25 protein-coding genes, 1 riboswitch and 2 other annotated features are annotated in these 26,295 nt (G+C 36.4%); of the genes, 11 read left to right on the top strand and 14 right to left on the bottom strand.

Features of this window, described 5'->3' with window-relative positions:
- Positions 1-201: 201 nt before the first annotated feature.
- The 3 genes from BP18_RS12750 to BP18_RS11895 form a co-directional block, all read right to left on the bottom strand.
- Positions 202-357: a hypothetical protein gene (locus tag BP18_RS12750; protein ID WP_197050112.1), complete on the bottom strand. Its 156-nt coding sequence runs from the start codon at positions 355-357 to the stop codon at positions 202-204.
- Positions 358-474: 117 nt separating this feature from the next.
- The gene (locus BP18_RS11900) at positions 475-978 is read right to left on the bottom strand and encodes a DinB family protein (protein ID WP_081835465.1); all 504 of its coding nucleotides are present in this window, start codon (positions 976-978) and stop codon (positions 475-477) included.
- Positions 979-1,450: 472 nt separating this feature from the next.
- Positions 1,451-1,966 (bottom strand): folate family ECF transporter S component, encoded by a 516-nt coding sequence (locus BP18_RS11895; protein WP_029277189.1) that lies wholly within the window; start codon positions 1,964-1,966, stop codon positions 1,451-1,453.
- 41 nt (positions 1,967-2,007) lie between these two features.
- Positions 2,008-2,110: riboswitch (THF riboswitch) on the bottom strand.
- Between the two features lie 181 nt (positions 2,111-2,291).
- Positions 2,292-2,567 (top strand) — a binding site (T-box leader).
- Positions 2,568-2,624: 57 nt separating this feature from the next.
- Positions 2,625-2,881 (top strand) — a binding site (T-box leader).
- Between the two features lie 56 nt (positions 2,882-2,937).
- Between BP18_RS11895 and BP18_RS11890 the strand changes: the two genes are divergently transcribed.
- From BP18_RS11890 to BP18_RS11870, 5 genes are all read left to right on the top strand, one after another.
- On the top strand, positions 2,938-4,011 hold the full coding sequence (locus BP18_RS11890; RefSeq protein ID WP_029277185.1) for a methionine ABC transporter ATP-binding protein: 1,074 nt from the start codon (positions 2,938-2,940) through the stop codon (positions 4,009-4,011).
- Positions 4,012-4,024: 13 nt separating this feature from the next.
- Positions 4,025-4,705 (top strand): methionine ABC transporter permease, encoded by a 681-nt coding sequence (locus BP18_RS11885; protein ID WP_007721750.1) that lies wholly within the window; start codon positions 4,025-4,027, stop codon positions 4,703-4,705.
- Between the two features lie 21 nt (positions 4,706-4,726).
- The gene (locus BP18_RS11880) at positions 4,727-5,548 is read left to right on the top strand and encodes a MetQ/NlpA family ABC transporter substrate-binding protein (protein WP_007721752.1); all 822 of its coding nucleotides are present in this window, start codon (positions 4,727-4,729) and stop codon (positions 5,546-5,548) included.
- A 47-nt stretch (positions 5,549-5,595) separates the two neighbouring features.
- Complete coding sequence (locus BP18_RS11875; protein ID WP_007721754.1) at positions 5,596-6,792, top strand: amidohydrolase; 1,197 nt, start codon at positions 5,596-5,598, stop codon at positions 6,790-6,792.
- 199 nt (positions 6,793-6,991) lie between these two features.
- Positions 6,992-9,541, top strand: coding sequence for a vitamin B12-dependent ribonucleotide reductase (locus tag BP18_RS11870; RefSeq protein ID WP_029277183.1), 2,550 nt, complete (start codon positions 6,992-6,994; stop codon positions 9,539-9,541).
- Between the two features lie 39 nt (positions 9,542-9,580).
- Here the strand turns inward: BP18_RS11870 and mgsA are convergent, their stop codons facing one another.
- Positions 9,581-10,009, bottom strand: coding sequence for a methylglyoxal synthase (gene mgsA / locus BP18_RS11865; RefSeq protein ID WP_029277181.1), 429 nt, complete (start codon positions 10,007-10,009; stop codon positions 9,581-9,583).
- A gap of 166 nt (positions 10,010-10,175) precedes the next feature.
- Between mgsA and BP18_RS11860 the strand changes: the two genes are divergently transcribed.
- The 5 genes from BP18_RS11860 (at position 10,176) to BP18_RS11840 (ending at position 17,521) form a co-directional block, all read left to right on the top strand.
- Positions 10,176-10,700 carry a type 1 glutamine amidotransferase domain-containing protein gene (locus tag BP18_RS11860; protein ID WP_007721759.1) on the top strand — a complete coding sequence of 175 codons (525 nt, stop codon included), beginning with the start codon at positions 10,176-10,178 and terminating at the stop codon, positions 10,698-10,700.
- Positions 10,701-11,233: 533 nt separating this feature from the next.
- Positions 11,234-13,876 (top strand): cation-translocating P-type ATPase, encoded by a 2,643-nt coding sequence (locus BP18_RS11855; protein ID WP_029277179.1) that lies wholly within the window; start codon positions 11,234-11,236, stop codon positions 13,874-13,876.
- A 295-nt stretch (positions 13,877-14,171) separates the two neighbouring features.
- A complete protein-coding gene (proB, locus tag BP18_RS11850; protein ID WP_155860406.1) occupies positions 14,172-14,993 on the top strand; it encodes a glutamate 5-kinase in 822 nt (273 codons plus the stop codon).
- 18 nt (positions 14,994-15,011) lie between these two features.
- Positions 15,012-16,256 carry a glutamate-5-semialdehyde dehydrogenase gene (locus tag BP18_RS11845; RefSeq protein WP_035050665.1) on the top strand — a complete coding sequence of 415 codons (1,245 nt, stop codon included), beginning with the start codon at positions 15,012-15,014 and terminating at the stop codon, positions 16,254-16,256.
- Between the two features lie 137 nt (positions 16,257-16,393).
- A complete protein-coding gene (locus BP18_RS11840) occupies positions 16,394-17,521 on the top strand; it encodes an NAD(P)/FAD-dependent oxidoreductase (RefSeq protein ID WP_029277175.1) in 1,128 nt (375 codons plus the stop codon).
- A gap of 55 nt (positions 17,522-17,576) precedes the next feature.
- Here BP18_RS11840 and BP18_RS11835 read toward each other — a convergent pair whose 3' ends face one another.
- Positions 17,577-18,407 (bottom strand): hypothetical protein, encoded by an 831-nt coding sequence (locus tag BP18_RS11835; RefSeq protein ID WP_029277173.1) that lies wholly within the window; start codon positions 18,405-18,407, stop codon positions 17,577-17,579.
- A gap of 234 nt (positions 18,408-18,641) precedes the next feature.
- Between BP18_RS11835 and mscL the strand changes: the two genes are divergently transcribed.
- The gene (mscL, locus tag BP18_RS11830) at positions 18,642-19,052 is read left to right on the top strand and encodes a large conductance mechanosensitive channel protein MscL (protein ID WP_007721770.1); all 411 of its coding nucleotides are present in this window, start codon (positions 18,642-18,644) and stop codon (positions 19,050-19,052) included.
- Positions 19,053-19,168: 116 nt separating this feature from the next.
- Here mscL and rsmI read toward each other — a convergent pair whose 3' ends face one another.
- From rsmI to BP18_RS11785, 9 genes are all read right to left on the bottom strand, one after another.
- Entirely contained in the window at positions 19,169-20,047 is an 879-nt protein-coding gene (rsmI, locus tag BP18_RS11825) for a 16S rRNA (cytidine(1402)-2'-O)-methyltransferase (protein ID WP_007721772.1), read from the bottom strand.
- A complete protein-coding gene (locus BP18_RS11820; protein ID WP_007721773.1) occupies positions 20,025-20,381 on the bottom strand; it encodes a GIY-YIG nuclease family protein in 357 nt (118 codons plus the stop codon). The genes rsmI and BP18_RS11820 overlap by 23 nt, the downstream gene beginning before the upstream one ends.
- Positions 20,368-21,120 (bottom strand): tRNA1(Val) (adenine(37)-N6)-methyltransferase, encoded by a 753-nt coding sequence (locus BP18_RS11815; RefSeq protein WP_007721776.1) that lies wholly within the window; start codon positions 21,118-21,120, stop codon positions 20,368-20,370. The genes BP18_RS11820 and BP18_RS11815 overlap by 14 nt, the downstream gene beginning before the upstream one ends.
- 92 nt (positions 21,121-21,212) lie before the next feature.
- The gene (locus tag BP18_RS11810) at positions 21,213-22,199 is read right to left on the bottom strand and encodes an NAD(P)H-quinone oxidoreductase (protein WP_007721778.1); all 987 of its coding nucleotides are present in this window, start codon (positions 22,197-22,199) and stop codon (positions 21,213-21,215) included.
- Positions 22,200-22,357: 158 nt separating this feature from the next.
- Positions 22,358-22,702 carry an initiation-control protein YabA gene (locus BP18_RS11805; RefSeq protein ID WP_007721780.1) on the bottom strand — a complete coding sequence of 115 codons (345 nt, stop codon included), beginning with the start codon at positions 22,700-22,702 and terminating at the stop codon, positions 22,358-22,360.
- A gap of 53 nt (positions 22,703-22,755) precedes the next feature.
- A complete protein-coding gene (gene holB / locus BP18_RS11800; protein ID WP_007721782.1) occupies positions 22,756-23,742 on the bottom strand; it encodes a DNA polymerase III subunit delta' in 987 nt (328 codons plus the stop codon).
- Positions 23,743-23,753: 11 nt separating this feature from the next.
- Positions 23,754-24,083, bottom strand: a complete 330-nt coding sequence (locus tag BP18_RS11795) for a cyclic-di-AMP receptor (protein ID WP_007721783.1) — start codon at positions 24,081-24,083, stop codon at positions 23,754-23,756.
- 22 nt (positions 24,084-24,105) lie between these two features.
- Complete coding sequence (gene tmk, locus BP18_RS11790; protein ID WP_029277168.1) at positions 24,106-24,741, bottom strand: dTMP kinase; 636 nt, start codon at positions 24,739-24,741, stop codon at positions 24,106-24,108.
- Positions 24,742-24,844: 103 nt separating this feature from the next.
- On the bottom strand, positions 24,845-26,275 hold the full coding sequence (locus tag BP18_RS11785; RefSeq protein WP_035050663.1) for an aminotransferase class I/II-fold pyridoxal phosphate-dependent enzyme: 1,431 nt from the start codon (positions 26,273-26,275) through the stop codon (positions 24,845-24,847).
- Positions 26,276-26,295 lie beyond the last annotated feature (20 nt).

Genomic DNA, 26,295 nt, shown 5'->3' with positions numbered 1-26,295 from the left:
TAATTAGAAACAATTTCTGAGTACGCTAATTCATTTTCAGATAAACTAAATTGCAACCTCTCTTTTTTGTATTACAATATATGTGTAAAAAAAGAGGGGTTGATTCTAATGATTTTAATATCTCTAAGAATTGATAAACAAGTAGATCAATTAATCAAAGAAAAATCGGCTACTTTTTAAGTGGCCGATTTTTTTATCTTTTTATTTAGATTGAGTACTTAAGAAAACAATTGCATTTTCAATAATATCTTGTTGAGTGGCTGAAATTAAAAATTGTGTTTCTAGACTCTCTTTTATTTCTTCAATAAGCATTGAAATAGAGCCATTAATAGGCACATAGACATTTGCTGATGTCATAATCTTCACAAATTGTTTATTGTAATTAACAACGAACAGACCTTCTAATGTACCATAACTGAATACACAACGAATAGGCTGTAATTAAGCGAGAGAGTTAATTAATCGTACTTTCTATTATTCATTAATCACCAAACGACGTGTATAAACGGCTTGTCCTGAATGCATAACGGCATCATCAATAATAGAAACAAGTCGAGCTTGCTGAGTTACTGGTGGGGACCAATTTTCATCAACAATTTTATCTAAAGTATCTTCATTTAAATTATCTAGATAATCCTTTGCCAATTTGATACTGACATCTAGATAATCACTCAAGAGATCTTTGTCAGAAACGGTGACTTGTTCAGCTTCCTCTGATGTATGTTTGTATTCGGGCGCATAATCTGGGAATGGCAAATCAAAACGTTTATTCCACCCCTTACTTGTATACAGTGCTTCTTCGCCTTTTAGATCAGAAATCTGCATATCAAGTTCACGAGCAGTATGCCAAAAGAGCCAAGTTACTGATTTAAGTAAAGGATGTGGCATTTTATTGGCCTCTTCTACCGTCATTTTGTCCAAAGTTTCTTCAAAACGTTCTTGAACACGATCTAATAGCTCTACTTGTATAGTTGTCATCTCTATCACTCCTTGAAGTTATTTTACCACCAACTAAAAGATTTGCTAATTAAAACTCTTGAAAGAAAAAACAGAAAAAAATCGTAGCGAAAATAAAATGAGATTTAGATAATTCTTGGTAAGAGGAAAAAGAGATTCCGACATCGCCTGTTTTTTCGCCATGCTCATAAAAGTTGACTTGTCAGGCTGTGCCTGACGAATCTAAGTGAAAAAAATGACGTCAGATTGGCAAAAAACAATGTTTTTTTGCTCGTTTTTTTTACAGGAAAACAAAAAAATCAGAGACCAAATTAATTTTTGATACCTGCTTTTTTTATATTTATGTAATTATTTTTTTGGAAAATTATTCTATCAATGAATTTTGTCATGAAAGTAAAATTGGTATTATAATAAAAATACAAAAAAAAGACAGCTTAACTTTAAGCTGTCTTAGTTTGGGTGTTGTGTTGTTTATGTTTAGTCTAATTAGAATTTAGTCAATTCCTATGGTTTTCCGTAATGTTTTATTCTGTACAACAAAGTACAACAATGCGATGTTTATGGGTGCTAAAACAAGGTTCTGTAATAACCGGGTAGGGAAAATTACAAAGATGGCTTTATCAAGCATGATTGTTAACCAAATTGTATTCAAACCCAAATTCACAAAAATGGTAACCAAAAGTATCGCTAAAATAATTCTCTTTAATGATTTAGGTTTCTTGTAAAGAACCAAACCATAAATCATTCCTCCGATAAATGCTGATAAGGTAAATCCTGGAAAGAACACTCCCCCACCAAATAATATCGTTCCTATTACATCTGTTATTGCTGAAGTCATTCCAGCTATCCAAGGACCATAAAGCATAGCAATAATAGCAATTGGTAAAAAACCAAAACCAATTCGAACGATTGGGGTTTCAATCGAAATGAACTGAGTTAAAACGATCTCTAACGCCATTAATAATCCTATTATTGAAACACTTCGTGCGTCATACTTATTCTTACTCATTTTGAAGATCTCCTTTGAAGAGCTCCACACATAAAAGCTTATGCAGCGAATGCAGAAACAAAACCGCAAATTGTCTAAACAATCTTTCGTTCGCGGGCAACATCCCATCCCAGCGACACTTAACGCTTCATTTCCTACTCTGATAGATTACCTAAATTAGTTTTACCTCTTTTAGGCAAATTCACTATAGCATATTCTACCTATTTGGTATAGTAGCGAAATTTTATTTGTTAGGGAAAATTATTATTTAATAAAATTAGTCATTGACATTTATTTTTCAGTTCTGTATATTAAGAATTAGATAATAATTATGAAAATAAAATGATAAAACACTATGAAAAGAAGAGTACGTTTAAATTCGTCTATACAAGAGAACCCAGTAGTTGCTGAAAATGGGGTAGTCAAATTGAACCGAAGATGGTCTTTGAGTGGAGTTAGCGAATCACTTGTGTAAAAGTGTCAGCTTACTACGGGAACACCCGTTACAGTGTCACAGTATAAACAGACAAAACAGTCTGGTGTACTGGATAAGGTAGGTATAGTAATATACTTATAAATTAAGGTGGTAACACGAAGCAGATAACTGACTTTCGTCCTTACAAAGAAACGGATTCGTTCGTTTCTTTGTAAGGACTTTTTTATTTTTACAATTACATAACTAAACGCAATGAAGAGAAAAGTATTTTTACAGAATGCACTAACAGAGAGCCTGAATGCTGAGAACAGGTTTGCAGGAGTAAAAAGAAAATGGCCTCCGAGCGGGATACCGAGTGTTTTTAAACATAAGGCTATCATGGGTGCACCCATTACAGTGCTAGAGTATCAGAAGTTTTCTTCTCGTACTTGATAAGGAGTTGTTTGCGAAAACAACTCAAATAAAGGTGGTAACACGGCGGTAAAGCGTTCGTCCTTTAATCTACAGCAGTAGGTTAATGGACGAACGCTTTTTTCTATTTTAAGGAGGAATATACATGATTACATTAAATAATGTAAGTGTCACATTTGCAGGAAAAGAAACAACTGTAAGAGCAGTAGAAAATGTTCAGTTAACTGTTGAAAAAGGAGACGTTTTTGGGATTGTCGGCTACAGCGGAGCTGGGAAAAGTACTTTAGTTCGTACCATCAACCTTCTTCAAAGACCGTCAGAAGGATCAGTAATCGTTTCAGGTCAAGATTTATTAAGTTTAAAACCAAAACAATTACGAGTTGCGCGCAAGAAAATCGGCATGATTTTTCAACATTTCAACTTAATGGGGTCACGAACAATCGCTGAAAATGTGGCTTATCCTTTAAGGAAATCAGGATTATCTAAAACAGAAATTAAAACAAAAGTAGCTGATTTATTAACATTAGTAGGGTTAACCGATAAAAGTTCTGCTTACCCTTCTCAACTATCTGGTGGACAAAAACAACGTGTAGCTATTGCCAGGTCTTTAGCCAATGATCCTGAAGTCTTATTGTGCGATGAAGCTACCAGTGCTTTGGATCCAAAAACGACCCTTTCGATTCTAGAATTATTGAAAGAGTTAAATCAAAAATTGGCATTGACAATTGTCATCATTACTCATGAGATGCAAGTTGTAAAAGAAATTTGCAATAAAGTAGCGGTTATGGAAAACGGTCATGTCGTTGAAGAAGGTGATCTTGTCACTATTTTTACAGAACCTAAAGAAAGAATCACAAAAGAGTTTATCAATACCGCAACCCATGTTGAGCAAGCTTTAGAAACCATTTTGAAACACCCTACTTTACTTGATTTGCAACCAAATGATGTTTTAGCCACGATTTCTTATGTTGGCGAAAGTACTAGTGACCCATTGATTGCTACATTAACGACTCGATTTGGTGTTACAACCAATATTTTATTTGGAAATGTGGAATTTTTGCAAGAAACACCTGTCGGTAATCTTATTGTTGTGTTAAGTGGCGAACCTAGCTTTCGTGACAAAGCTATTGCTTATTTGAAATCAAAAAACGTAAAAGTAACTTTGATACACCGGCAACACCAAGTTATTCCATTAAAAAAAGAAACCACTATTATCTAAGGAGTGAATGAAAATGACCGAATTTCTTACAACCTATTTTGAAAATGTTATCCCTTTAAAAGATGAAATTATTGAAAGTACTTTACAGACACTCTACATGGTAACTGCAACAGCTTTGATAGCCGGTGTACTTGGTTTGATATTAGGGGTCATTCTTGTGGTAACGGATCGTCGGGGCATCTTAGAAAGCCCTCGTCTTTACAATGTACTTGATCAAATCGTCAACCTCTTTCGCTCTTTACCTTTTATTATTATGATGGCTTTGGTTGTCCCCTTAACTCGCTTGATTGCCCATACATCTATTGGTACAACAGCTGCTATCGTCCCTTTGGTTATCGGAACAGTCCCTTTCTTCGCTAGACAGATTCAAAACGCTCTATTGGAAGTTGATCCCGGCGTCATAGAAGCTGCACAATCAATGGGATCCAGCCCATTAGAAATTATTTTCCGTGTTTATTTAAAAGAAGGTTTGACAGCCATCATTCGTGTCTCTTCTGTTACAATCATTAACTTGATTGGTTTAACCGCTATGGCTGGAGCAATCGGTGGCGGCGGATTAGGGAATTTAGCTATAGCTAGAGGGTATAATCGTTTCCAAAATGACGTAACATTCGTCGCAACCGTTATTATTTTGATCATTGTTTTTATTAGTCAATTGATAGGAAATACTTTAGTTAAAAAAACGAGTCACTAGATGACATTGGAGGAATTTATGATGAAAAAAATTAAAAAAGGCTTTTTAGGGTTAACGTTAGCAGTAGGACTTCTTGTAACGACTGCTTGTGGAACAGATGCTTCGAAAGCAGAAGAAACTGAACCGATTAAAATTGGTGTCGTTGGCGAGGTAAATGAAGTTTGGGATTTTGTGAAAGAAAAATTAGCCGCAGACGGTGTTGAAATCGAACTGATTAAATTTTCAGATTATGCTACACCAAACGTAGCTCTTGCTGAAGGTGAATTAGATTTAAACTCTTTTCAAACAAAAATTTTCATGGATTCTTTTAACGAAGACCATGGAGAAAATCTAGTCGCTATCGCTGATACGGTTATCGCTCCTCTTGGTATTTATTCATCAAGTATTCAAGACATTTCCGAGATAAAAGAAAACGATGTGATTGCCATTCCAAACGACGTTTCAAATGAAGGTCGTGCTCTGCTCTTACTTCAAACAGCTGGTTTAATTGAGGTTGATCCTTCGAAAGGTCAGATCCCTGTAGTCGAAGACATTACCTCTAATCCTTTAAACTTAACCTTTGAAACATTAGATTCTTCTCAAACTGCTCGTGCTTTAGATGATGTGACTGCTTCCGTTATCAATAGTGGAATGGCTGTTGATGCAGGCTTCATTCCAACTGAAGATGCTGTTTTCTTAGAACCGGTTACTGAATCATCGGACCCTTATTACAATGCGATTGTTTCAAGAGAAGAAGATAAAGATAATGAAGTTTTCAAAAAGATCATAGAAGCTTATCAGGCTGAAGATACAAAAGAAGTGATTGCCGAAACATCAAAAGGCTCTTCTATTCCAGTATGGTAAATGAGTACAACTAATAACAGTAAACAAATTTGAGAGGACGATGAATTATGACAACAGTAATCACTCAATCTACATTACACGAAGAAGTTCAACAAGGAGCTCCAGAGGTTATTGCGTTACGCCGCTATCTTCATCAACACCCTGAACCAAGTTTAAAAGAATATGAAACGATTAAATTCATCAAAAATGAATTAGATAAATTAGCAATTCCTTACGAATCTGTGGGTGAAACAGGAGCTCTCGGGACTATTATAGGTAAAAAAGGACCTGGTAAAACAATTCTTTTACGGGCAGATATTGATGCTCTTGAATTAGAAGATGCTAAAGATAAACCTTATAAATCAACTAAGAAAGGCTTGCATCATGCATGCGGTCATGATGGTCACACTTCTGCTTTATTAGGGGCTGCAAAAATCTTAAAAACGCATGAAGCGGATTTTTCTGGCACAATCAAATTAGCTTTCCAACAAGCGGAAGAAATCGGCGCTGGCGCAAGACAATTTGTGGCTGGCGGATTCGTCAACGATGTGGATCAAGTTTTTGGTATCCATGTCGACTCTTCTATCGAAACCGGAAAAATCGTTGCTACAGCTGGTCCAACAAATGCTTCTTGTGATATTTTCAAAATCAAAGTAAAAGGTGAAAGCGGTCATGCGGCTAGACCCGATTTAGGAAGAGATGCTCTTTTAACTGCTGCAGCTATTACAGTCGAATTACAAAGCATTGTTGCTCGTGAAGTGAGTCCTTTAGATAATGTTGTGGTTGCTGTTGGCGTTCTAAACGCAGGAACTCGTTACAATATTATTGCCAATGAAGCTTCGATTGAAGGAACCGTACGTACGTTTAGTCACGAAACACGTCAATTTGTTTTAGCAGCTGTTGAACGCGTGGCACGAGATGTCGCTACAGCTCATCGTACGACAGTTGAATTTGAAAATTACGATGCTGCTGCTCCCCTTATCAATAACCAACTAGCTGCAAGTCGCGCGGCTCGTGTAGGAGCTGACATCGTAGGAAATGAGAATATTATTCAAGATAATCCAAAAAGTTTAGGAGCAGATGATTTTGCCGACTTTTTAGCTGTTGCGCAAGGCGTTTATGCTCGCGTAGGAACGAAAGATCCTGCTAACCCGGAAACTTGGTATGGGCATCATCATGAAAATTTTGATATTGATGAACGTGGGTTAGCGATAGCCACTGAATTACATGTCAGATATGCACTAGATTTTTTAAATGAACAATAATAAAAAAATATTTTCTAAAAAAGATTGAAGCGAGTTGTTTTCGCTTCTTTTTTCATTTTATTTTAAAAAAAACGAATTTTTAATCGTGCAATATCACTATATGTAGTGTAAAATGAATTATTGTTAACTAGATATAGGTGATTACATATTTTCTACTATTTATTTACAAAAATACATACTTTATTAAGGAGTGGTGTTCATGATTGCCAATAGCTCTACAAAAATGAAACAAACCATTAAAAATTTAAATGAAACTATTCCCGCTTTTCCTCAAGTTCATCCGATAACTGAAGATATGAACTTAACTTATAAAGGCGTTTCTCGCTTAGTCATGCTAGACCGGTATTCATTTAAAGATTTGTCCAAGTCTACTCTGTCTGTAGGAGATTTAGTTGTTTTAACCGTTAAAGCTGATCCAAAATACCCTACTAGAGGAACGGGTTTTGTTACACACATCAACCATTCTCAACACACAGCTTCCGTTTTAATTGATGAAGAATTCCGTGGAGCCATTGAAGACGAGTACGAGCAAAAAACTGGCATCATCACTTGTAGTTTAGATGTAATCGAAAAGCCGCTTGAAATTTTTTACGAACAAATCGCCAAAAGAAACGCGACTGGCTTAGCTGCCACAGAATCGACTCCTGAAAAAAGAGCAGCTGCTTATGCTACTTTTTATGAGGAATTAAAAAACTTGAATTTTATTCCTGCAGGACGTGTTTTATATGGTGCAGGTTCAGAAACTGACGTTACCTATTTCAATTGTTATGTTATGCCATTTGTACCAGACTCTCGTGAAGGTATTTCAGATCATCGCAAACAAGTGATGGAAATCATGAGTCGTGGTGGTGGTGTGGGAACGAATGGCTCTACTCTTCGTCCGCGTCATACATTAGCTCGCGGTGTAAATGGAAAATCATCAGGAGCGGTCTCTTGGTTGGACGATATTGCGAAGTTAACTCACTTAGTAGAACAAGGCGGCAGCCGTCGTGGAGCTCAAATGATCATGTTAGCAGATTGGCATCCAGATATTCTTGAGTTTATTATTTCAAAAATGCAAAATCCTCGTATTTTACGTTATTTAATTGAAAATACAGCAGACGACCAAGTTAAAAAATTAGCTAATGAAAAACTAACGTTCACTCCTTTTACCGAACGTGAAATAGCTATGTATCAAAGTATTTTAAATTATAAGAATGTACCAGGTTATGGTGGATTTGATGAGACAATGATGAAAGAAACAGCTGACAAATTAAAAACAGGCGGTACTTACAGTGTTCATAATCCAGATTTCTTATCTGGAGCAAATATTTCGGTGTGTTTGACAACGGATTTCATGGAAGCTGTTGAAAATGATACGGACTACGAGCTTCGTTTTCCTGCCGTTGAGTCATACAGCCCAGCAGATATGGAAGAATACAATGCTCATTGGTCGGAAGTTGGAGATGTCCGCGAATGGGAAGCTTCAGGACATGCGGTTCACACTTATCGGACAATAAAAGCTCGTGAATTGTGGAAGCTAATTACTATTTGTGCCACTTACGCTGCTGAACCAGGCATTTTCTTCATTGATAATGCGAATAAGATGACGAATGCCACGGCTTATGGACAAAAAGTTGTTGCTACTAATCCTTGTGGTGAACAACCACTTGCTCCCTACTCTGTCTGCAACTTAGCAGCTGTTAATTTAGCTGAAATGGCTGACAAAGAATCTGGAACAATCGATTTTGCCAAATTAAAACAAACCGTTCAGGTCGGTGTCCGCATGCAAGATAATGTGATTGATGCGACACCTTACTTCTTAGCCGACAATGAAAAACAAGCATTAGGCGAACGTCGTGTTGGTTTAGGCATTATGGGCCTTGCTGACTTACTGATTTACTGCGGCGTAGAATATGGGTCTCAAGAGGGCAATCAATTAATAGATAAAGTATTCGAGACCATTGCTGTTTCAGCTTATGAAGCTTCTATTGAATTAGCAAAAGAACGTGGTAGCTTTCCATTTTTAATTGGCGAAACTGATGCAGAAACAACTAACTTAAGAGAACGATTCCTTCAATCTGGTTATATGAAGCAAATGCCAAAACACCTCCACGAAGGTGTTTTGAAATATGGCATACGCAATTCGCATTTGTTAACCGTCGCTCCAACAGGCTCAACGGGGACTATGGTCGGCGTTTCAACTGGTCTTGAACCCTACTATTCTTTTAGTTATTTCAGAAGCGGACGCTTAGGTAAATTTATCGAAGTGAAAGCTGACATCGTTCAAGAATACCTAGATCAACATCCAGAAGCAGACCCAGAAAACTTGCCAAAACAATTTATATCGGCCATGAGTTTAACACCTGAAGCTCATGTTGATGTTCAATGTACTATCCAACGTTGGATTGATAGTTCTATTTCTAAAACGGTCAATGCTCCCAAAGGTTATTCGGTTGAACAAGTTCAAAAAATCTATGAACGTCTTTATAAAGGTGGCGCAAAAGGTGGAACAGTTTACGTAGATGGCAGCCGTGACACACAAGTATTAACATTAAAGGCTGAAGAAACAATCTGGGACGAAGAAACGCTTGATGAAAGTCCTTCTTCAGAACAAAAAACGATTCAAGTTGCTGCTATTAGCGATGCAAAGAATTATGGAAATGAAATTGGCGACACTTGCCCTATCTGTCGTCAAGGAACGGTAGAAGATTTAGGTGGTTGCAACACTTGTACGAACTGTAATGCTCAGTTAAAATGCGGCTTATAATTGAAAAGAGGCTCGGACGATTGGTCCGAGCTTCTTTTTTTATTCGTATTCTTCTAGTTCTTTTAACTGAGCTTCTCGTTGCGTTTTGCGCCATTCAATAAAGCCGTTTCCTAAACCTCTTAATAACACTTCACTCGTTCCAAGGTTTGTTGCTAATGGTATTTCATAGACATCACACAATCTTAATAAAGCAGAAATATCTGGTTCGTGTGGTTGCGCTGTCAAAGGATCTCTTAAAAATATAACCAGGTCTATTTTATTATCAGAAACATAGGCTCCTATTTGTTGATCTCCTCCAAGCGGACCCGATTTAAAGCGATGCACGTTTAAACCTGTTGCATCAATAATTCGTTGTCCAGTAGTTCCTGTAGCAAATATTTGGTGGTCTTTAATAATCTCTTTATAAGCTGTAGTCAATTTGACCATTTCATCTTTTTTCTTATCATGCGCAATAAAAGCAATATTCATCTATGACCAACTCCTTTCCTATCTTTATTCAATGATAACACTTACTTGAAAAAAAGATAAGGCTAAAACTCCATGTATTGTAACCTTAGAAGCCCTTTCACTTGAAGACCGTTTTTGTCTGCGTTACACTTATACTAGTTAAACTTTAAGGAAAGAGGGATTGTACATGGGAAAGAAAATTGCAACAGTAGTGACCAATTTATTTGAAGATGTTGAATTCACTTCGCCGAAAGAAGCTTTAATAAACGCAGGTCATCAAGTGATTACAATTGAGAACAAAGCAGGCAACACGGTTACAGGAAAAAAAGGAGACGTTGCTATCACCATTGATAAAGGGATTGACGACGTTTCACCAGAAGACTTTGATGCATTATTGATTCCAGGTGGTTTTTCACCCGATCAATTAAGATCTGACGATCGGTTTTTAGCGTTTACTAAGGCATTTGCTGATGCAAAAAAACCTATTTTTTCAATTTGTCATGGTCCTCAACTTCTCATTAATGCTGAAGTCGTCAAAGGTAAAAAGATGACCGCTGTTAAACAAGTTGGTGTAGACTTGATAAATGCAGGTGCTTTATTTGAAGACAGCGAAGTTGTACTAGACGAAAGTGGCATCATTTCTAGCCGTACACCTGAAGATCTTCCGGCTTTTAATCAGGCAATCGTACAGGCTTTAGCTGATGAATCATAAATAAGTAAACTTTAATTTAATTCCATTACGTTTTTCACTTTACTATCATAGGATATTTAACTGACTATGATAAACTGTAACAGTTGTTTAAATAAAACTAAATTTATTTTTCATTCTCTTTTCTCCCCCTATTGAAAAGAGACTTACCCCCTTTAGCTATCTCTTAATTGAGATAGCTTTTTTTATTTAGTCGACTCTCTCTTAATAAAATCCTAAAGATTTCATCCTATTTTCTTCATACTTTATCGTTATAGTTTACTTATACCAATAACAACCAACTTTTTATCTCTTGATAGTACCTTTCTCCTCCAAAGTGAAAGTAATCGCTCCTTTACCATCCCCTTCATTGTGGATGGTTTTTTTTTTGAAATTTAGTTTATTCCTTTTAAACTTATTTCATCTTACCGTTGCTGGCTTTTTTTGAATCTCCTAATTTGACATGATTTATTATTTCTTGGTATACTTAAAAAACAGACAAGTGGTTGCTTGTTTCTGACCGCTTTATCAAACACTATTATATCAGGAGGAATGTTATGGATTTCAGAACAAAAAAAATTAAATCTATTGTAACTCAGTTCAATAGTAACCCAGAAAAAGGATTAACCTCAAAAGAAGTAGAACAGCATAGAGAACAATATGGTGCCAACCAATTTGATGAAGAAGAAAGTATTTCTTTATTTTCAAAAGTTCTTGATCAATTAAAAGATGTCACAGTTATCATCTTGATCCTTGCTGGAATTATCTCAACGTACATTGCCATCACTGAACACCCCGATGATTTCTCAGAACCCATTGTTATCTTCTCTATTATTTTAATCAACGTTGTTATTGCTATCCGACAAGAAGGAAAAGCTGAAAAAGCTCTAGCTTCATTGCAAAATTTATCTGCACCACAAGCACGAGTGTTACGAAATGACCAAGAAGACGTCATTGATGCCACTGATTTAGTACCCGGAGATATTTTACTATTAGAAGCCGGAGATCAAATTCCCGCAGATGCTCGTTTAATTTCCAGCAGTGATTTACAAGTCGAAGAATCTGCTTTAACTGGTGAAAGCATTCCAGTTGAAAAAGACGAAAATGCTGAAATTGAAGAAAATAGTCCTGTTGGTGATGTATTTAATACTGTTTTTTCTGGAACATTGGTTACAAATGGTCGAGCAACAGCTATTGTTGTAGCTACCGGTATGGATACCGAAATGGGTTCTGTTGCGAATCTGTTGAACAATACTAAACAAGGAAAAACACCTTTACAATCTAGAATGGATGGTTTAGGAAAACAAGTAAGTGTGATAGCTTTAATTGCTGGGATTATTATTTTCACTTTAAGCTTCCTTCAAGGAGAAGCTTTTATCCTTAGCCTAATGACAGCTGTATCACTTGCTGTTGCAGCCGTTCCTGAAACCTTACCTGTTATCGTCACTATTTCATTAGCTAATGGTGTGAAAAACATGGTAGATCGCAATGCGATCATCCGAACTATCCCTTCCGTTGAAACTTTAGGTAGTGCTTCTGTTATTGCTTCAGATAAAACAGGAACATTAACTCAAAATCAAATGACCATTCAAAAGCTTTGGGCTTTTCCTCATGAACCAATAAATGTAAAAAATGAGTTTGGTGATGATGAAAAATGGGTTCTTAAGATGATGAGCCTAGCCTCAAACGCGACGATTGAAGATCGTGATGGCGAGGAAGTTATCAGTGGAGATCCTACTGAAACAGCGATTATCCGCTTACTACAGAAAAAAGGATTACAAAAAGATGATTTAGATGAATCTTATCCACGTGTACACGAGATACCTTTTGATTCTAGTCGTAAGTTGATGACTACCGTTCATGAGATAGATGGTCATTACATTTCCATTACTAAGGGAGCTTTTGATCGTTTGCCAGTCGAGTTTTCTTCTATTACAGATGAAGTAGGTCAAAATGCCCGAGATATCCATGATTCATTTGCTAATGACGCATTACGTGTTATCGCTGTTGGGTATAAAAAATACGATCAACTTCCAGAAGATTTAACTCCTGAAGAATTAGAAAATGGCATTACGTTCGCTGGGATCGTTGGAATGATTGATCCTCCACGTGAAGAAAGTATTCAAGCCGTTAAAGAAGCTAAATCAGCCGGTATCAAGACAATTATGATTACTGGTGACCATGCCGCTACTGCTTCTGCTATCGCTAAACAAATCGGTATTTTTGAAGAAGGCGATAAAGCTATTACTGGTGTTGAATTAAGCAAACTTTCAGATGAAAAATTAAAAGAAACCATTCGTGATTATTCCGTTTATGCGCGAGTTTCTCCTGAAGATAAGATTCGTATCGTTAAAGCTTGGCAATCACATGGAGATGTTGTAGCTATGACTGGTGATGGCGTCAATGATGCCCCCGCTTTAAAGGCTGCTGACGTTGGTACAGCTATGGGGATCACTGGTACTGAAGTAGCTAAAAGTGCTTCTGACATGATTCTGACAGATGACAAGTTTGATACAATCGTTCATGCTGTTGAAGAAGGCAGACGTGTTTATGAAAACATCAAAAAAACCGTTTATTTCTTATTATCATGTAATATTTCAGAAATTCTCATTATGTTAATCGCCGTTATTATGGGCTGGGGCTTACCCGTTATTGCGATACAATTGCTATTTGTTAACGTTGTAGCAGATGGAATCCCTGGATTTGCTTTAAGCAGAGAAAAAGCTGATCCCACGATCATGTCTAATCGTCCAACTGCTAAAGGTGAAAGCATCTTCGCTAACGGCGGTTATCGGAATATTGCGATTGCCGCTATAACGTTTACTGTTACTACACTGATTGGATTTTATGTAGGCTCGTTTATTGATATTGGTTCTTCAATTGCTCCAAGTCATGAAGTCGGCCAAACGATGGCTTTCTTGATTCTAGGTTTCTCTTCTGTATTGCATATCTTTAATGCACGTACTAAAGAATCTATTTTCAAAGTAGGTATTACCTCAAATCTTAGTTTATTCCTACTAGCAATGCTTTCTATTGGGCTTATTGCCTTAGTGGCTACTGTGCCATTCTTAGCGGCTATTTTTGATTTAGCAGCGTTGAGTGCAACTCATTGGTTGATGGTCGTTGGGCTTTCATTAGCGATTCTTGTAGTGGTTGAACTGCAAAAGTTTATTATGAGTAAAATGAATAAACATTTTTAAGCTACCAAATCACTCTCAGTTCCCATAAATGTAGAGGAACTTAAATATACAGAAAATAGTACTATAAAATTGGCAAGCAAAAGACAAATGAATCTTTTTGCTTGCCAATTTTTTTATCTTTCTTGAGAAGCTAAGCTGTACAATACGTATACTATTTTTAAACACCTTAACCTATTCCTTCTCAAACTGAAACTAATCTTTCCTATATAAGAAAGATTAGTTTTTTGTACTAGAAACTGGTAAACTAGAAGGACTAAAACGGCTTATTTATTTAAGGTTATTAAGCATAGAATGGATGAAAAAAATGACGACTACTTCTCGGAAATTATTAGCTTCTTGCAAACGAATTGTTGTAAAAGTTGGTACTAGTACAATCATGTATCCTAATGGCACCATCAATTTACAACGCTTGGAAAAATTGGCTTTTGTCTTATCTGATTTAAAAAACCAAGGAAAAGAAATTATCTTAGTCTCTTCTGGCGCTGTGGGCGTTGGACTTTCTCGTCTTCAGTTGACTGAACGGCCAAAAACAATTCCCGAACAACAGGCTGTTGCTTCTGTAGGACAAACTGAATTAATGAACCTATACAGCAAATTCTTTTTTGGCTATGGACAAATTGTCGGCCAAGTATTAATGACTCGCGATATAATCGAATTCCCCACTAGCCGATTAAATGCTATCAATACATTTGAGCAGCTTCTCTTAAAAGGGATCATCCCTATCGTAAATGAAAATGATACGGTTGCCGTTGATGAGTTGGATCATTTAACTAAATTCGGTGATAACGATCGTTTATCAGCTGTTGTTTCCGAAATCACGAGTGCCGATTTGTTAATCATGTTATCGGATATTGATGGTTTTTATAATAAAAACCCAAATGATGAACCGGATGCTGTTTTATTTCATGAGATTCATACTATCACGGATGAATTATATGCACTTGCTGGTGGAGAAGGTTCTCGGTATGGAACAGGCGGAATGTCTACTAAATTGTTAGCTGCCAATCATATCTTGAAAGAATCTAGCCAAATGGTATTGGCTAATGGAGAAGACCCTACCATTATTTTTGATATTATACATGGCCAAGAAATCGGCACATTGTTTTCAGCACATTAAATTTGAAAGGATGATTTTATGGAAACCTTGATTCAACTAGGTGAAAAAGCAAAAAAAGCCGCTCGTGCACTCGCAAGAGCTTCATCATCTGAAAAGAATGAGGCTTTAAAATTGATGAGCCAATCTTTAGTGGATCATACAGAAACAATTCTTACAGCTAATGCATTAGATTTAACCGCTGCTAAAGAAAATGGAATATCAGAAAATATGATGGATCGTTTAATTTTAACTCAAGAACGCATTAAAGCGATGGCCAATGGAATCATTGAAATAGCTGATCTACCAGATCCAATCGGAAAAGTCGATGGTATGTGGAAAAATGAAGCTGGTTTAACGATTGGCAAACAACGCGTTCCTTTAGGCGTTATTGGAATTATTTATGAATCTCGCCCAAATGTGACCACTGATGCTGGTACTCTGTGTTTCAAGGCCGGCAATGCGGTTATTTTACGCGGTGGGAAAGAAGCGATTCACTCAAATAAAGCCTTAGTCCGCATCTTGCAAGATGCCCTTAAACCAACTGTATTTCCTTCTTCAGTGATTCAATTAGTTGAAGATACCACACGTGAAAGTTCTAAAGAGATGATGCGGTTGAATCGCTACCTGGATGTTTTAATTCCTCGCGGCGGTGCAAAGCTGATTCAAACGGTTTTAGAAACAGCTACTGTGCCAGTAATCGAAACAGGTACCGGAAACTGCCATGTGTATATCGATAAAGACGCTCAATTAACGATGGCAACCGACATTATTGTTAACGCCAAATGTACCAGACCTTCTGTATGTAATGCCGCCGAGACACTATTAATCCATGAAGATGTAGCAGAAGCCTTTTTGCCTGTGATTGAAAAAGCTTTAGCTCCTTGGAATGTCGAATTAAGAGCAGATGAAAAAGCTCTTTCTTACTTAAAAAAAGCCATTCCAGCTACTCAAGATGACTGGGAAACTGAATTTTTAGATTTCATTTTAGCTGTTAAAGTAGTCTCTTCTTTAGATGAAGCGATTGAACACATTGATCGTTATAGTACGGGTCATTCTGAAGCAATCGTAACGGATGATTACGCTGCTGGTTTACAATTTCATCGCGAAGTAGATTCTGCTGCTGTTTACATTAATGCCTCTACTCGTTTTACAGATGGATTTGAATTTGGATTCGGAGCAGAGATTGGGATAAGCACTCAAAAGTTGCATGCGCGCGGTCCAATGGGGTTAAATGAATTAACTTCATCAAAATATATCATCTTTGGTGAAGGACAAATTCGTTAAAAAGCTATTTTCATTGAAAGAAGCAATTTTAAGGAATGAACTTAAAATTGCTTCTTTATCTATTTCTATCATATAAGAACGAGTATTTTCAATTACTAATACAACTATTTAATTGTATATATAAAGGATGAGGATCAATGACACAAACAAAACGAGTTGCAGTTATCGGTGGCGGTATCGTAGGAGCTACCGCTGCATTTTACCTTAGTAAAAAATATGATGATGTGGATATCTATGACGATGGTATGGGGCAAGCAACTTCTGCTGCTGCCGGAATTATTTGCCCTTGGCTATCTCAACGTCGGAATAAAGAATGGTATGAACTTGCTTCTAAAGGCGCTGCTTTTTATCCTCAACTGATGCATGATTTAAATGAACCTCTTTCTGATTCAGATATTTACCAACAGGTTGGAACGCTTGTCTTCAAAAAAAAGCCGAGCTTACTAAAAAAATTGGAGCAAATCGCTCTTAAGCGCCGAGAAACGGCTCCAGAAATTGGAGACATCGCCCTCTTATCACCCAAAGAAATCAAGGCGAAATTTCCACTATATGGTTTAGAAGAATCAGCTTTATTTGCTTCAGGAGGTGCACGCGTTGATGGCTCTTTATTAACAAAAAAATTGATTGATCAAGCCATATTTAATGGCGCCCGTCATTATTCTGAAAAAGTTATACTCTCACACTCACATCCATCTGAGTATGTTATTCGTTCTACGACTCAAACAAAAACGTATGATGCAGTTGTTTTAGCAGTCGGAGCCTGGTTACCTGAATTACTCAATCCACTTGGTTTAGAGGTTGATATCCGTCCTCAAAAAGGACAGTTGATTCAGCTTCATTTACAAGAAGACATGTCAAAATGGCCTGTTATTATGCCAGATGGCGAAAAAGACATTATACCTTTTTCAAACGGTAAAATTATTGTAGGAGCTACACATGAAAACGATGGCGGTTATGATCTAACACCCACTAAAGAAAAATTAGAACTTATGTTAGCTGAAGCTATTGAACTTGCTCCTGGATTGAAAAATGCGTCCATTACAAGTATCCGGGTCGGAACAAGAGCTTATACTTCTGACTTTGCTCCTTTTTTTGGAGCCGTTCCCAATTATCCTAACCTGTTTACAGCTAGTGGTCTAGGTTCATCGGGACTAACTTCAGGACCTTTAATCGGTCGTATGTTGAGCCAAATCATCTCAGGTGAACCGACTGACTTACCGCTTTCTGATTACCCTGTTGAGCAGTACATTAAAAAAATCCAATAAAAAAAGCAGAAGCCAGACAGTTTCATTTATCTGGCTCCTGCTTTTTTTTGTTAAGTTAAATTCCAGAGTTTGTTCCGCTGAATACAGTATATTCACCAGTTAATGGATCCATTTTCTTCAACTCTTTTGTTGCTAAATTGTATTCAAACATGCCCACCATATTTGAAATTCCTACTCCATCTACTTCATGTGAATGACGAATTTCAACAGTATACGTTTGTTCATCCTTTTTAGTTGCATAAAATTGGTTGTCCTCTGGAGATATTCCAGTTAGCGCAACTATTTTATCCAGTGCTGCATTTACTTCTTCTTCAGGTGTTGCTTTAGTTGTTGTTTCTTTACTAGACTCTGCTACAGCAGCTTCTTTATCGGCTAACCAATTGCCAATTTCGTCATCAGAAACTGTTTTGATATCTTTACCTGTTGCTTTTGAAAATTCTGCAGCAGCTAAATCTGAAGTCCGTTCTGTTTTATAAGTTGATTTTTCTATCAGCGCAGTTGCTTCATCTGCCTTAGCTGCTTCAGCTTGAGCAAGCGTAATGTCTTCGTTTAACTTAATAGCTTTCGTTTCAAGCTCACTATACTCTGACAAATCATTTTGCAGCAGTAGTCCAATTGTACCGGCTGCTTCATCATATTTCCCAGCATCATATTGAGCTAATCCATCTTCATAAATTTCATTGTACTTTTCTTGTAATGAAACTTCTTGTGTTGATGAATCTGCTACTTGCGAAGATGTTGATTCCGAAGTAATTGACTCAGACACAGTCGATTCAGACACTGTTGCTTCTGAGGATGCACCTTCATTTTCATCATTTGTTCCACAAGCGCTTAATGCTACCATACTTAAAGAAATGATTAATAGACGACTCCACTTTTTCTTCATATCTTTTCCCCCTTATAAAACTATTTCTTTTTTCATTATACCTTATTTTCTCCTTACTCCTCACTAATTTGCATATTCTTATTTTAAACTTTATCTTTATAATGGAGCTCTTTAGCAAATGAAATTTATCTGAACATTCTATGAATGAAAATGGACAATGAAAATGTTCTTGTGCTATAGTTGAAGTAGTACTAAATAATTTATCATTTTATCTTTATTAGGAGGTGAAAAAAAATGAAGAAATTTATGGACGAATTTAAAGAATTCGCTTTTCGAGGAAATGTTCTAGATTTAGCCGTTGGGGTCGTTATCGGTTCAGCTTTTACTGCCATCGTTACTGCTCTTGTTAGTTATATTATTATGCCTCTTGTTGGTATCCTTACTGGTGGAACAGACATTCAAGGTTTATCCGTAGAAGTCGGCGGTGCTAAATTAGAGTATGGTGCTTTCTTACAAGCAGTTGTGGACTTCATTCTGATTGCACTTGTTATCTTTATCTTTATTAAACTCATTAATAATGCTGCAAATAAATTTAAAAAAGAAGAAGAAGTTATTGTTGAGGAAATTGAAGTTCCTATAGCAGAACAATATCTTAAAGAAATTCGCGATTTATTAGCAGAAGATAAAATAAATCATACTAAATAGGTACTGAAATCTTTAACTCAATTTAACTAATGCTAAAAAAAGCATTTGCTTTCTTTCCGGAGTATGTATTCCGTAAAAGGGGCAAATGCTTTTTCTGTTAACCTATTTCTATTCTTTTAAAATTCATGAAAAGCTGCATAGACTTCTTGCTTCTTTAATCCTCTTAATTTCGCCACTTCTTTAATGGCATCTTTACTGGTAAATTCATTATCATTAATCATTAAATCAACGTGTTCTTTTAGCGACAATATTTCCCAGCTTGTGTCTTCTTCCGCTAAAAGCGTTCCTAAACTATTGCCTTCAATGATTAAACAAAATTCGCCTCTAATTTCATTTGTCATTGACCAGTCAATTGCTTCTTCAATAGTACCTCTTATAAATTCTTCATATCGTTTTGTCAATTCACGGCAACAAACAATCCGTCGTTCCATTCCAAAAACGGTTGACATATTTTTCAAGACTTCTTTTAAACGATGAGGCGATTCATATAAAATAATCGTTTCCGGCCGATGATTCAGTTCTTCTAAAGCAATTAGTTGATCCTTCTTTTTTCGTGGTAGAAAACCAAAAAAATAAAAAGGCTGCGGACTTATTCCAGATGCAATCAACGCTGTTAACCCAGCATTTGCTCCTGGTAAAGGAATGACTGGAATCCCAGCTTGGATACAAGCTACGACTAGTTCGTGTCCAGGATCACTGATAGACGGCATGCCGGCATCACTTACTTGGGCAATCGTCATACCTGTTTCTAATTTTTTAATTAGTTGGCTGATTCTTTCTTGTGTATTGTGTTCATGAAAGCTGATTTGAGGTGTTTTTATTTCATAATGATTTAGTAATTTTTGAGTAGTCCGTGTATCTTCAGAAGCAATCAAATCAACTTCCTGTAGTAATCTTACTCCTCTAAATGTCATATCCTCTAGATTTCCAATAGGAGTAGGAATAAGATACAAACTTCCGCCTTCAGTTTGCTCAAAACTCTTTTGACTCTGCATTTTTTTCACCTTCCTTTACTTCCATTTGTTGCATGTTTAATAAACAAGGATTTGTTGATTGAATGGGAAACACAACTCCATGGTTTATTAAATAATCTAATTTACTTTTCCGAATTTGTTTCTTAAAAGCATACTCTGCTTTTGTAGCTTCACTTCTAGTTCCATAACCCTCTGCATAAATCATTTTTACCGGCCTTCTTGTTTTGGGTTTTGTGTACTTCGCACCAATACCCTTGTTATGTTCTTGTTCTCTTCTTTCAAGATCTGTGGTATATCCGCCATAAAAGCTTCCATCTTGACAATATAAGACATAAAAATAACTAACGGATTCCATGTAGCATCGCACTCACTTCTGGTAAATAGTCGTTATCTTCATTGTACACAAAAAGTGGTGGCAATACGCGAAAGCCTGTATCTTTTCCATCTTTTATACCTTCAATTAATAATGTATTGGCTTCTTTTCCAACTTTTGGATAAACCAAACGCATTTTTTTAGGTGCAATTCGATATTTTTTCATTGTTTCTAAGATTTCGATTAATCGATCTGGACGATGAACGAAATAAGCTTTTCCATTCATTTTTAACAGCCCACTTGAAACCTTCATAACTTCATCTAAATTTGTATGCAACTCGTGTCTGGCAATTGCCAAATGGGAATTAGGATTTTTTATACTTTTTTCTCCCACCGCAAAATATGGCGGATTACACGTTAATGTATCCACCGTATCTTTCTTAATCCATTTGCTTGCATCACTTAAATCTCCATGTACAATAGAAACTTGCTTTTCTAACCCATTAACTTGAATGGTTCTATTGGCCATATCAACTAATCTTTCTTGTATTTCAATTCCTATAATCGGACTATTTGTTTTTTGACTGAGCAATAAGCCGACGACTCCATTTCCTGCACATAAGTCAACAACTTTTGCGCGATCATGTTTAGCTGGTTGAGCAAAATCTGCTAATAATACTGCATCTAACGAAAATGAAAAGACTGATGGGCTTTGGATAATAGATAAGTTATGACTGAGCAACTGATCCATTCGTTCATCGCCTTTTAACCACTGATTCACTATTGACACTTCCTTCAATTATCGTCATTTTCACTATAACTTATTAAGGTTCTCTCTCTAATATGAGTAAGTGAAATTCTATCTATATTTGCTTAATCTTCAATCTTCAAAATGATTTTTCCGCTATTTTTATTTTCCTCCATGTACTGGTGAGCTTTTGCTACCTCATCCAAAGGAAAAACGATATCTACAATAGGTTTAATCAAACCTTTTTCAAAATATGGTAAAACATTTTCAATAAATTCATTGGTTAATTGAGCTTTATAGTCATCACTTCTAGGTGTTAACAGAGTCCCCTTTAGAGTTATTCGTTTTTGCAGCAACATGCCTAAATTAACATTTTCAACTACTGCTCCACCCAACACCCCAATAACGACCCAACGTCCATCTGTTTTTAGACTGTTCAAATTTTTTTCCCAGTATGAAGCGCCGACAAAATCTAATATCAAATCAACGCCTTTTTGCTCAGTGTACTCTAAAACGAGTTGATCAAATTCTTCTTCTTTATAATTGATCAGTTTATCTGCACCGAGTTCTTTACAAAATTGTAACTTTTCAGTCGAGCCTGCAGTTACGATAACTTTTGCTTTAGTCATTTTTTTTGCCAATTGGATAGCTGCTGTGCCTACACCGCTAGCTCCCGCATGAATCAAGACTGTTTCTTCTGACTCCAATTCTCCTAACCAATAAAGTGTTTGATACGCAGTCAGAAAAACTTCTGGAATTGCCGCTGCTTCTTCAAAACTCATATTGTCCGGTATGCGAATGGCTCGATCTGCTGGCATAACGACATATTCTGCATACCCGCCGTGATTCACTAATCCAGCAACTCGTGTTCCTGGAACCAATTGATTGTTGGAACTATCCTGGTTTTCAACTACCACTCCAGCAACTTCAATGCCTAATATTGGATACGGTTCAGGCAATTGTCTATTTTCACGCGTCATGATATCGGTCCTATTTATCGCACTTGCTTTAACTTTTACTAATAGTTGTCCCATTTCAGGTTTTGGTATCGGTCTTTCTTGCATCTCTAATTCTTTAGAATTACCCGGTTTTTTTATTGATACAACTTTCATTACTTATACCAACTCCTTATTGTCATTTACTGTTACTTTATCATTTGAGTTGTACATTTCCAAATGGTTCACACTCCAACTAATATAACAGTAAATAACAAAAAACTTGTAGCCTTTTTTATCAGTACGGTTACAAGTTTTTTTATTAAATTCGTGTTTTATCTTCTTTCGCCATAAATGACATCTAAACAAAAGGCACAAGGTTCATCATTTACTCTTCTTGAACCATAAAATACGTTGCACACATGAAATCCATCTTCGTATAACTTTTCAAGATTTAAACGTGATTTGCTCATCTCTGGTTCTACAACTTCTTCATCTGATCGTTGCTGCTTTTCAAGATCACTCAAACGGTCTCTCAAGTGTTGATTTTCAATACGAAGAGTAGCATTTTCTTCGACCAATGTTTCAACCTCTTTTTTAATTTTAGAGATTTGATGGAGAGTCGTATCAGTATCAAGTTCTATTTGAGTAAAACTATCATATAAAGTTTTTTTGTCCATCCCTTATCACCCACTCTTTACTATGATCATCGCTTAAATCATCTTTTATACCTTTATTTCATTAATTGTAAAACAAGCTGTTCAAAAACACCTTGAGCATTGACATTGCTTTCTAGTTTTTTACGACTAAGCAAGACGTCTTCAATAGCTTGGATAATTGCTTTTCCTGTATATTCTGTTTTAATGTGATCCAGTTCTTTTTGATAACGTGCATACGCCAATACATCTAATGTGTGATAATGGATCATCAATACATCTCGGTAGGCTAATAAAATTAAATCTAACAACCTTCTATGTGCATCGCGGTCTTTGAAATGAGGCATAATAGTCGTTTGTACGTAAATGAAACTTTGGCTGTCTTTACTCGTAATCAGTGTAAACCATTTCCAAGTAATTTTCTTTGCCTCTTGAAACCATTCGTCTCCATTCATTTCAAGTGCTTCTTCTACACTATTGGTCAATTGTACCAATAAAGAAGCCTGATTAATAGAAAGTCCTTTAGTTTCAAGCTCTGCCATTAACTTTTTTTTAGTTAAAGCTTGAAAATGAACCAGTTGGCATCTAGATAAAATAGTTGGAAGAATCCGTTGCTTAGCTGTAGTTAATAAAAATGCTACTGCGCTCCCTTCAGGTTCTTCTAAAAATTTAAGTAAACTATTTGCAGCACCCGTTGTCATCTTTTCAACATCTTCAATTATAAAAATCTTTTGATGGCTTTCTACACCGCTTTTTGAAAATTCTGCTTTTAAATTACGAACTTGTTCTACTTTTATAGATAAGCCATCTGGAATGATCTCAATCACATCTGGATGTTGATGTTCAAAAACACGTCGACAATTTTGACATTTTTCGCAAGGGAGGTTTGCTTCCCCATCTTGGCAAAGCAAACTTGCGGCCAACCACAAACTCATCTCTTTTTTACCCGTTCCTGAGATACCTTCAAAAAGATACGCGTGTGCTAACTGTTTTTGTTGCACAGTTTTTGTGAATTGTTTGACTAGTACAGGTTGTAGCCAATTTAATTTTTCTTCGATATTCATCACGACCCGCTTTAAAATTGTTGGAATTGATCAACAGGTAACACAAATACAGTAGCCCCACCAACTTGAACTTCTACTGGATAAGGCATATTTGTTTCCATTGAAACATCTAAGCTGACAGGAGGAGTCATAAATTGTTCTCTTGACTGACAATTTTTACGAATGATATCTAATACTTCGTCCACACGTTCTTCTTCGATTCCTACAATAAATGTTGTATTTCCTGCTTTTAAAAAGCCTCCTGTTGTTGAAAGCTTTGTTGCTCTTATACCCGCATCTACAAATTCATTCGATAAACGTCCACCATCTTTATCTTGAACTATAGCTAATATTAATTTCATCGTAAATCGACCCCTCTTCTTTTTATCCTTTGATTCTTTTTATAATGATCTCGTAACAATCCGCAACAACTTTTTCTAATTCTTGACTTGCATCAATTTGAACGATTCGCTCCGACTGTTCTTTAGCAATGGTTAAATAAGCAGACCGAACTTTTTCGTGAAACTCTAGTGTTTCTTGATCTAAACGGTCAAATTGACGATTATTTTTATTTTGATTGATCCGTTCCAAACCTAAATGGGCCTCTATATCTAAGTAGAGTGTTAAGTCCGGAGAAAGATTATCTGTTGCAAACTGATTGATTTCAGCTACTTCAGAAATACCAATACCACGAGCTACGCCTTGATAAGCTAGTGAACTATCCACAAACCGATCACAGATCACTACTTTCCCTGTTTCCAAGGCTGGAATAATCTTTTCTACCAAATGTTGCCTTCTTCCGGCTGCATACAATAATGCTTCCGTACGTATGTCCATTTCAATATTCTCTGGATTTAAAATAAGTTCACGAATTTCTTCGGCGATTCGACTGCCACCAGGTTCTCTTGTTGCAACAATTTCTTGTTGAATAGTTTCTACCAACATTGGAATAAGTTTTTTTATAACACTGGTTTTCCCTGCGCCATCTGGACCTTCAATTGTAATAAATATTCCTCTCACTATTCTAAGCCCCTACCTTCTTAATCTAGCTTTATAGCTACTTTCATTATACTGTATCTAAGACCTACAGTCTAATTGCTTTTCTTTATTGCTTGCGATAGAATCAATCATTTTCAGAAAAAATAAAAAGTTCCCTTTTATTTTCAAGTCCAACAACTCTCATTGACTGACTTAAGCAATATTCTACTTGTCGGATTTGTTCACTTGTTAATCGTTCCCCTTTTAATACAAGCGGGATTCCCGGTGGATAAGGTGTTATATTTTGTGCGGCAATTTTCCCTTGGGCTTCTTCCAAACGCGTTCGTTTAACTCTTCGCTTTTTTTGATTGTTGTAACTTAAATCTAGTTCCATATGAGGTGCCATTGACAATCGCTTTCTTCCTCTATCGACCCCATCACTTTCTGCCTGTTGCAGCAATTGAAGAGAGAAAGGTTCGCTAACTTCTGCTTCTTGTTTTAGTAGTGGAAACGTCAGCAAAACGGTATCTTCTTCTGTCTTTTCGCTAAAGATACCTTGTTCTTCTAGTTGAGTAGCCAATACTTCACCGCTATGTTTTGCCCAAGACACTCTCACTTTCAACGGGTCGTCACTTTGAAGTATTTCTAAACCTGCATTCTCAAATTGCTTTTTCCATCTATCACGATAGTCCAAGGTGGTTTCCAAGTCTTTTTCATTAAAAAAGGCTAAAAAGTAACGAGCATACTCCAAAGACAACATCAACGGATAAGACGGGCTGCTGGATTGAAGAATATGCAAATAATGTTCAATTTGGCTTTCAATAGAAAATGAAACATGATTTCCAAGATGCAAATACGCTGTTTGTGTAAGTGAAGGCAGCATTTTATGAGCAGACTGTACAACTACATCTGCTCCTAAATCTAACGCTGAGGCAGGGAAAGGAGCTCCTAATGTAAAGTGTGGTCCATGTGCTTCATCTACCAACACTAAACACTTTCTTTTTCTGGCATAATCAATCAATTCTTTGAGCGGGTATACCATACCATCGTATGTAGGATATGTTACGATTAAGGCCTTAACAGATGGATAAAGCTTAAAAGCCTCTTCCAATCTTGGTAAAGAAATTCCTAAAGGCGTTGCATCCAATTCATTCAGCTCAGGGGTAAAAAAAACCGGGTGTAATTCAGCTAATTCTAATGCATGAATAACCGATTGATGACAACTTCGATCAACAAACACTTGATCTCCTTTATTGGTCGATCCCATAATCATAGCTAAATTACCCACAGTTGAGCCATTTACTAAATAATAACTCTTTTTACTGCTGTATAACTCGCCTAGCAGATCTTGGCTTTCTTTTAAAACACCAACAGGTTCATGCAAATAATCTAATCCTGAAACTTCCGTCTGATCAAAAGATAGCATGGAGTGAAAAGAAGTTAATGATGGATCCCAGTTCATGCCATTCTTATGTCCCGGTACATGAAAAGAGACCTTTTCTTTTTTTTCATGTTGCTTTAATACATCAGAAAGAGGGCGACGATGCTGTTTTGCATCATCTTTTTTTCTATTCATCCTCGCTCCTCCTTATTTTT

This window comes from Carnobacterium jeotgali MS3 (assembly GCF_000745125.1).
GTDB classification, from domain to species: domain Bacteria; phylum Bacillota; class Bacilli; order Lactobacillales; family Carnobacteriaceae; genus Carnobacterium_B; species Carnobacterium_B jeotgali.
This window is presented reverse-complemented; position numbering and strand designations above follow the sequence as displayed.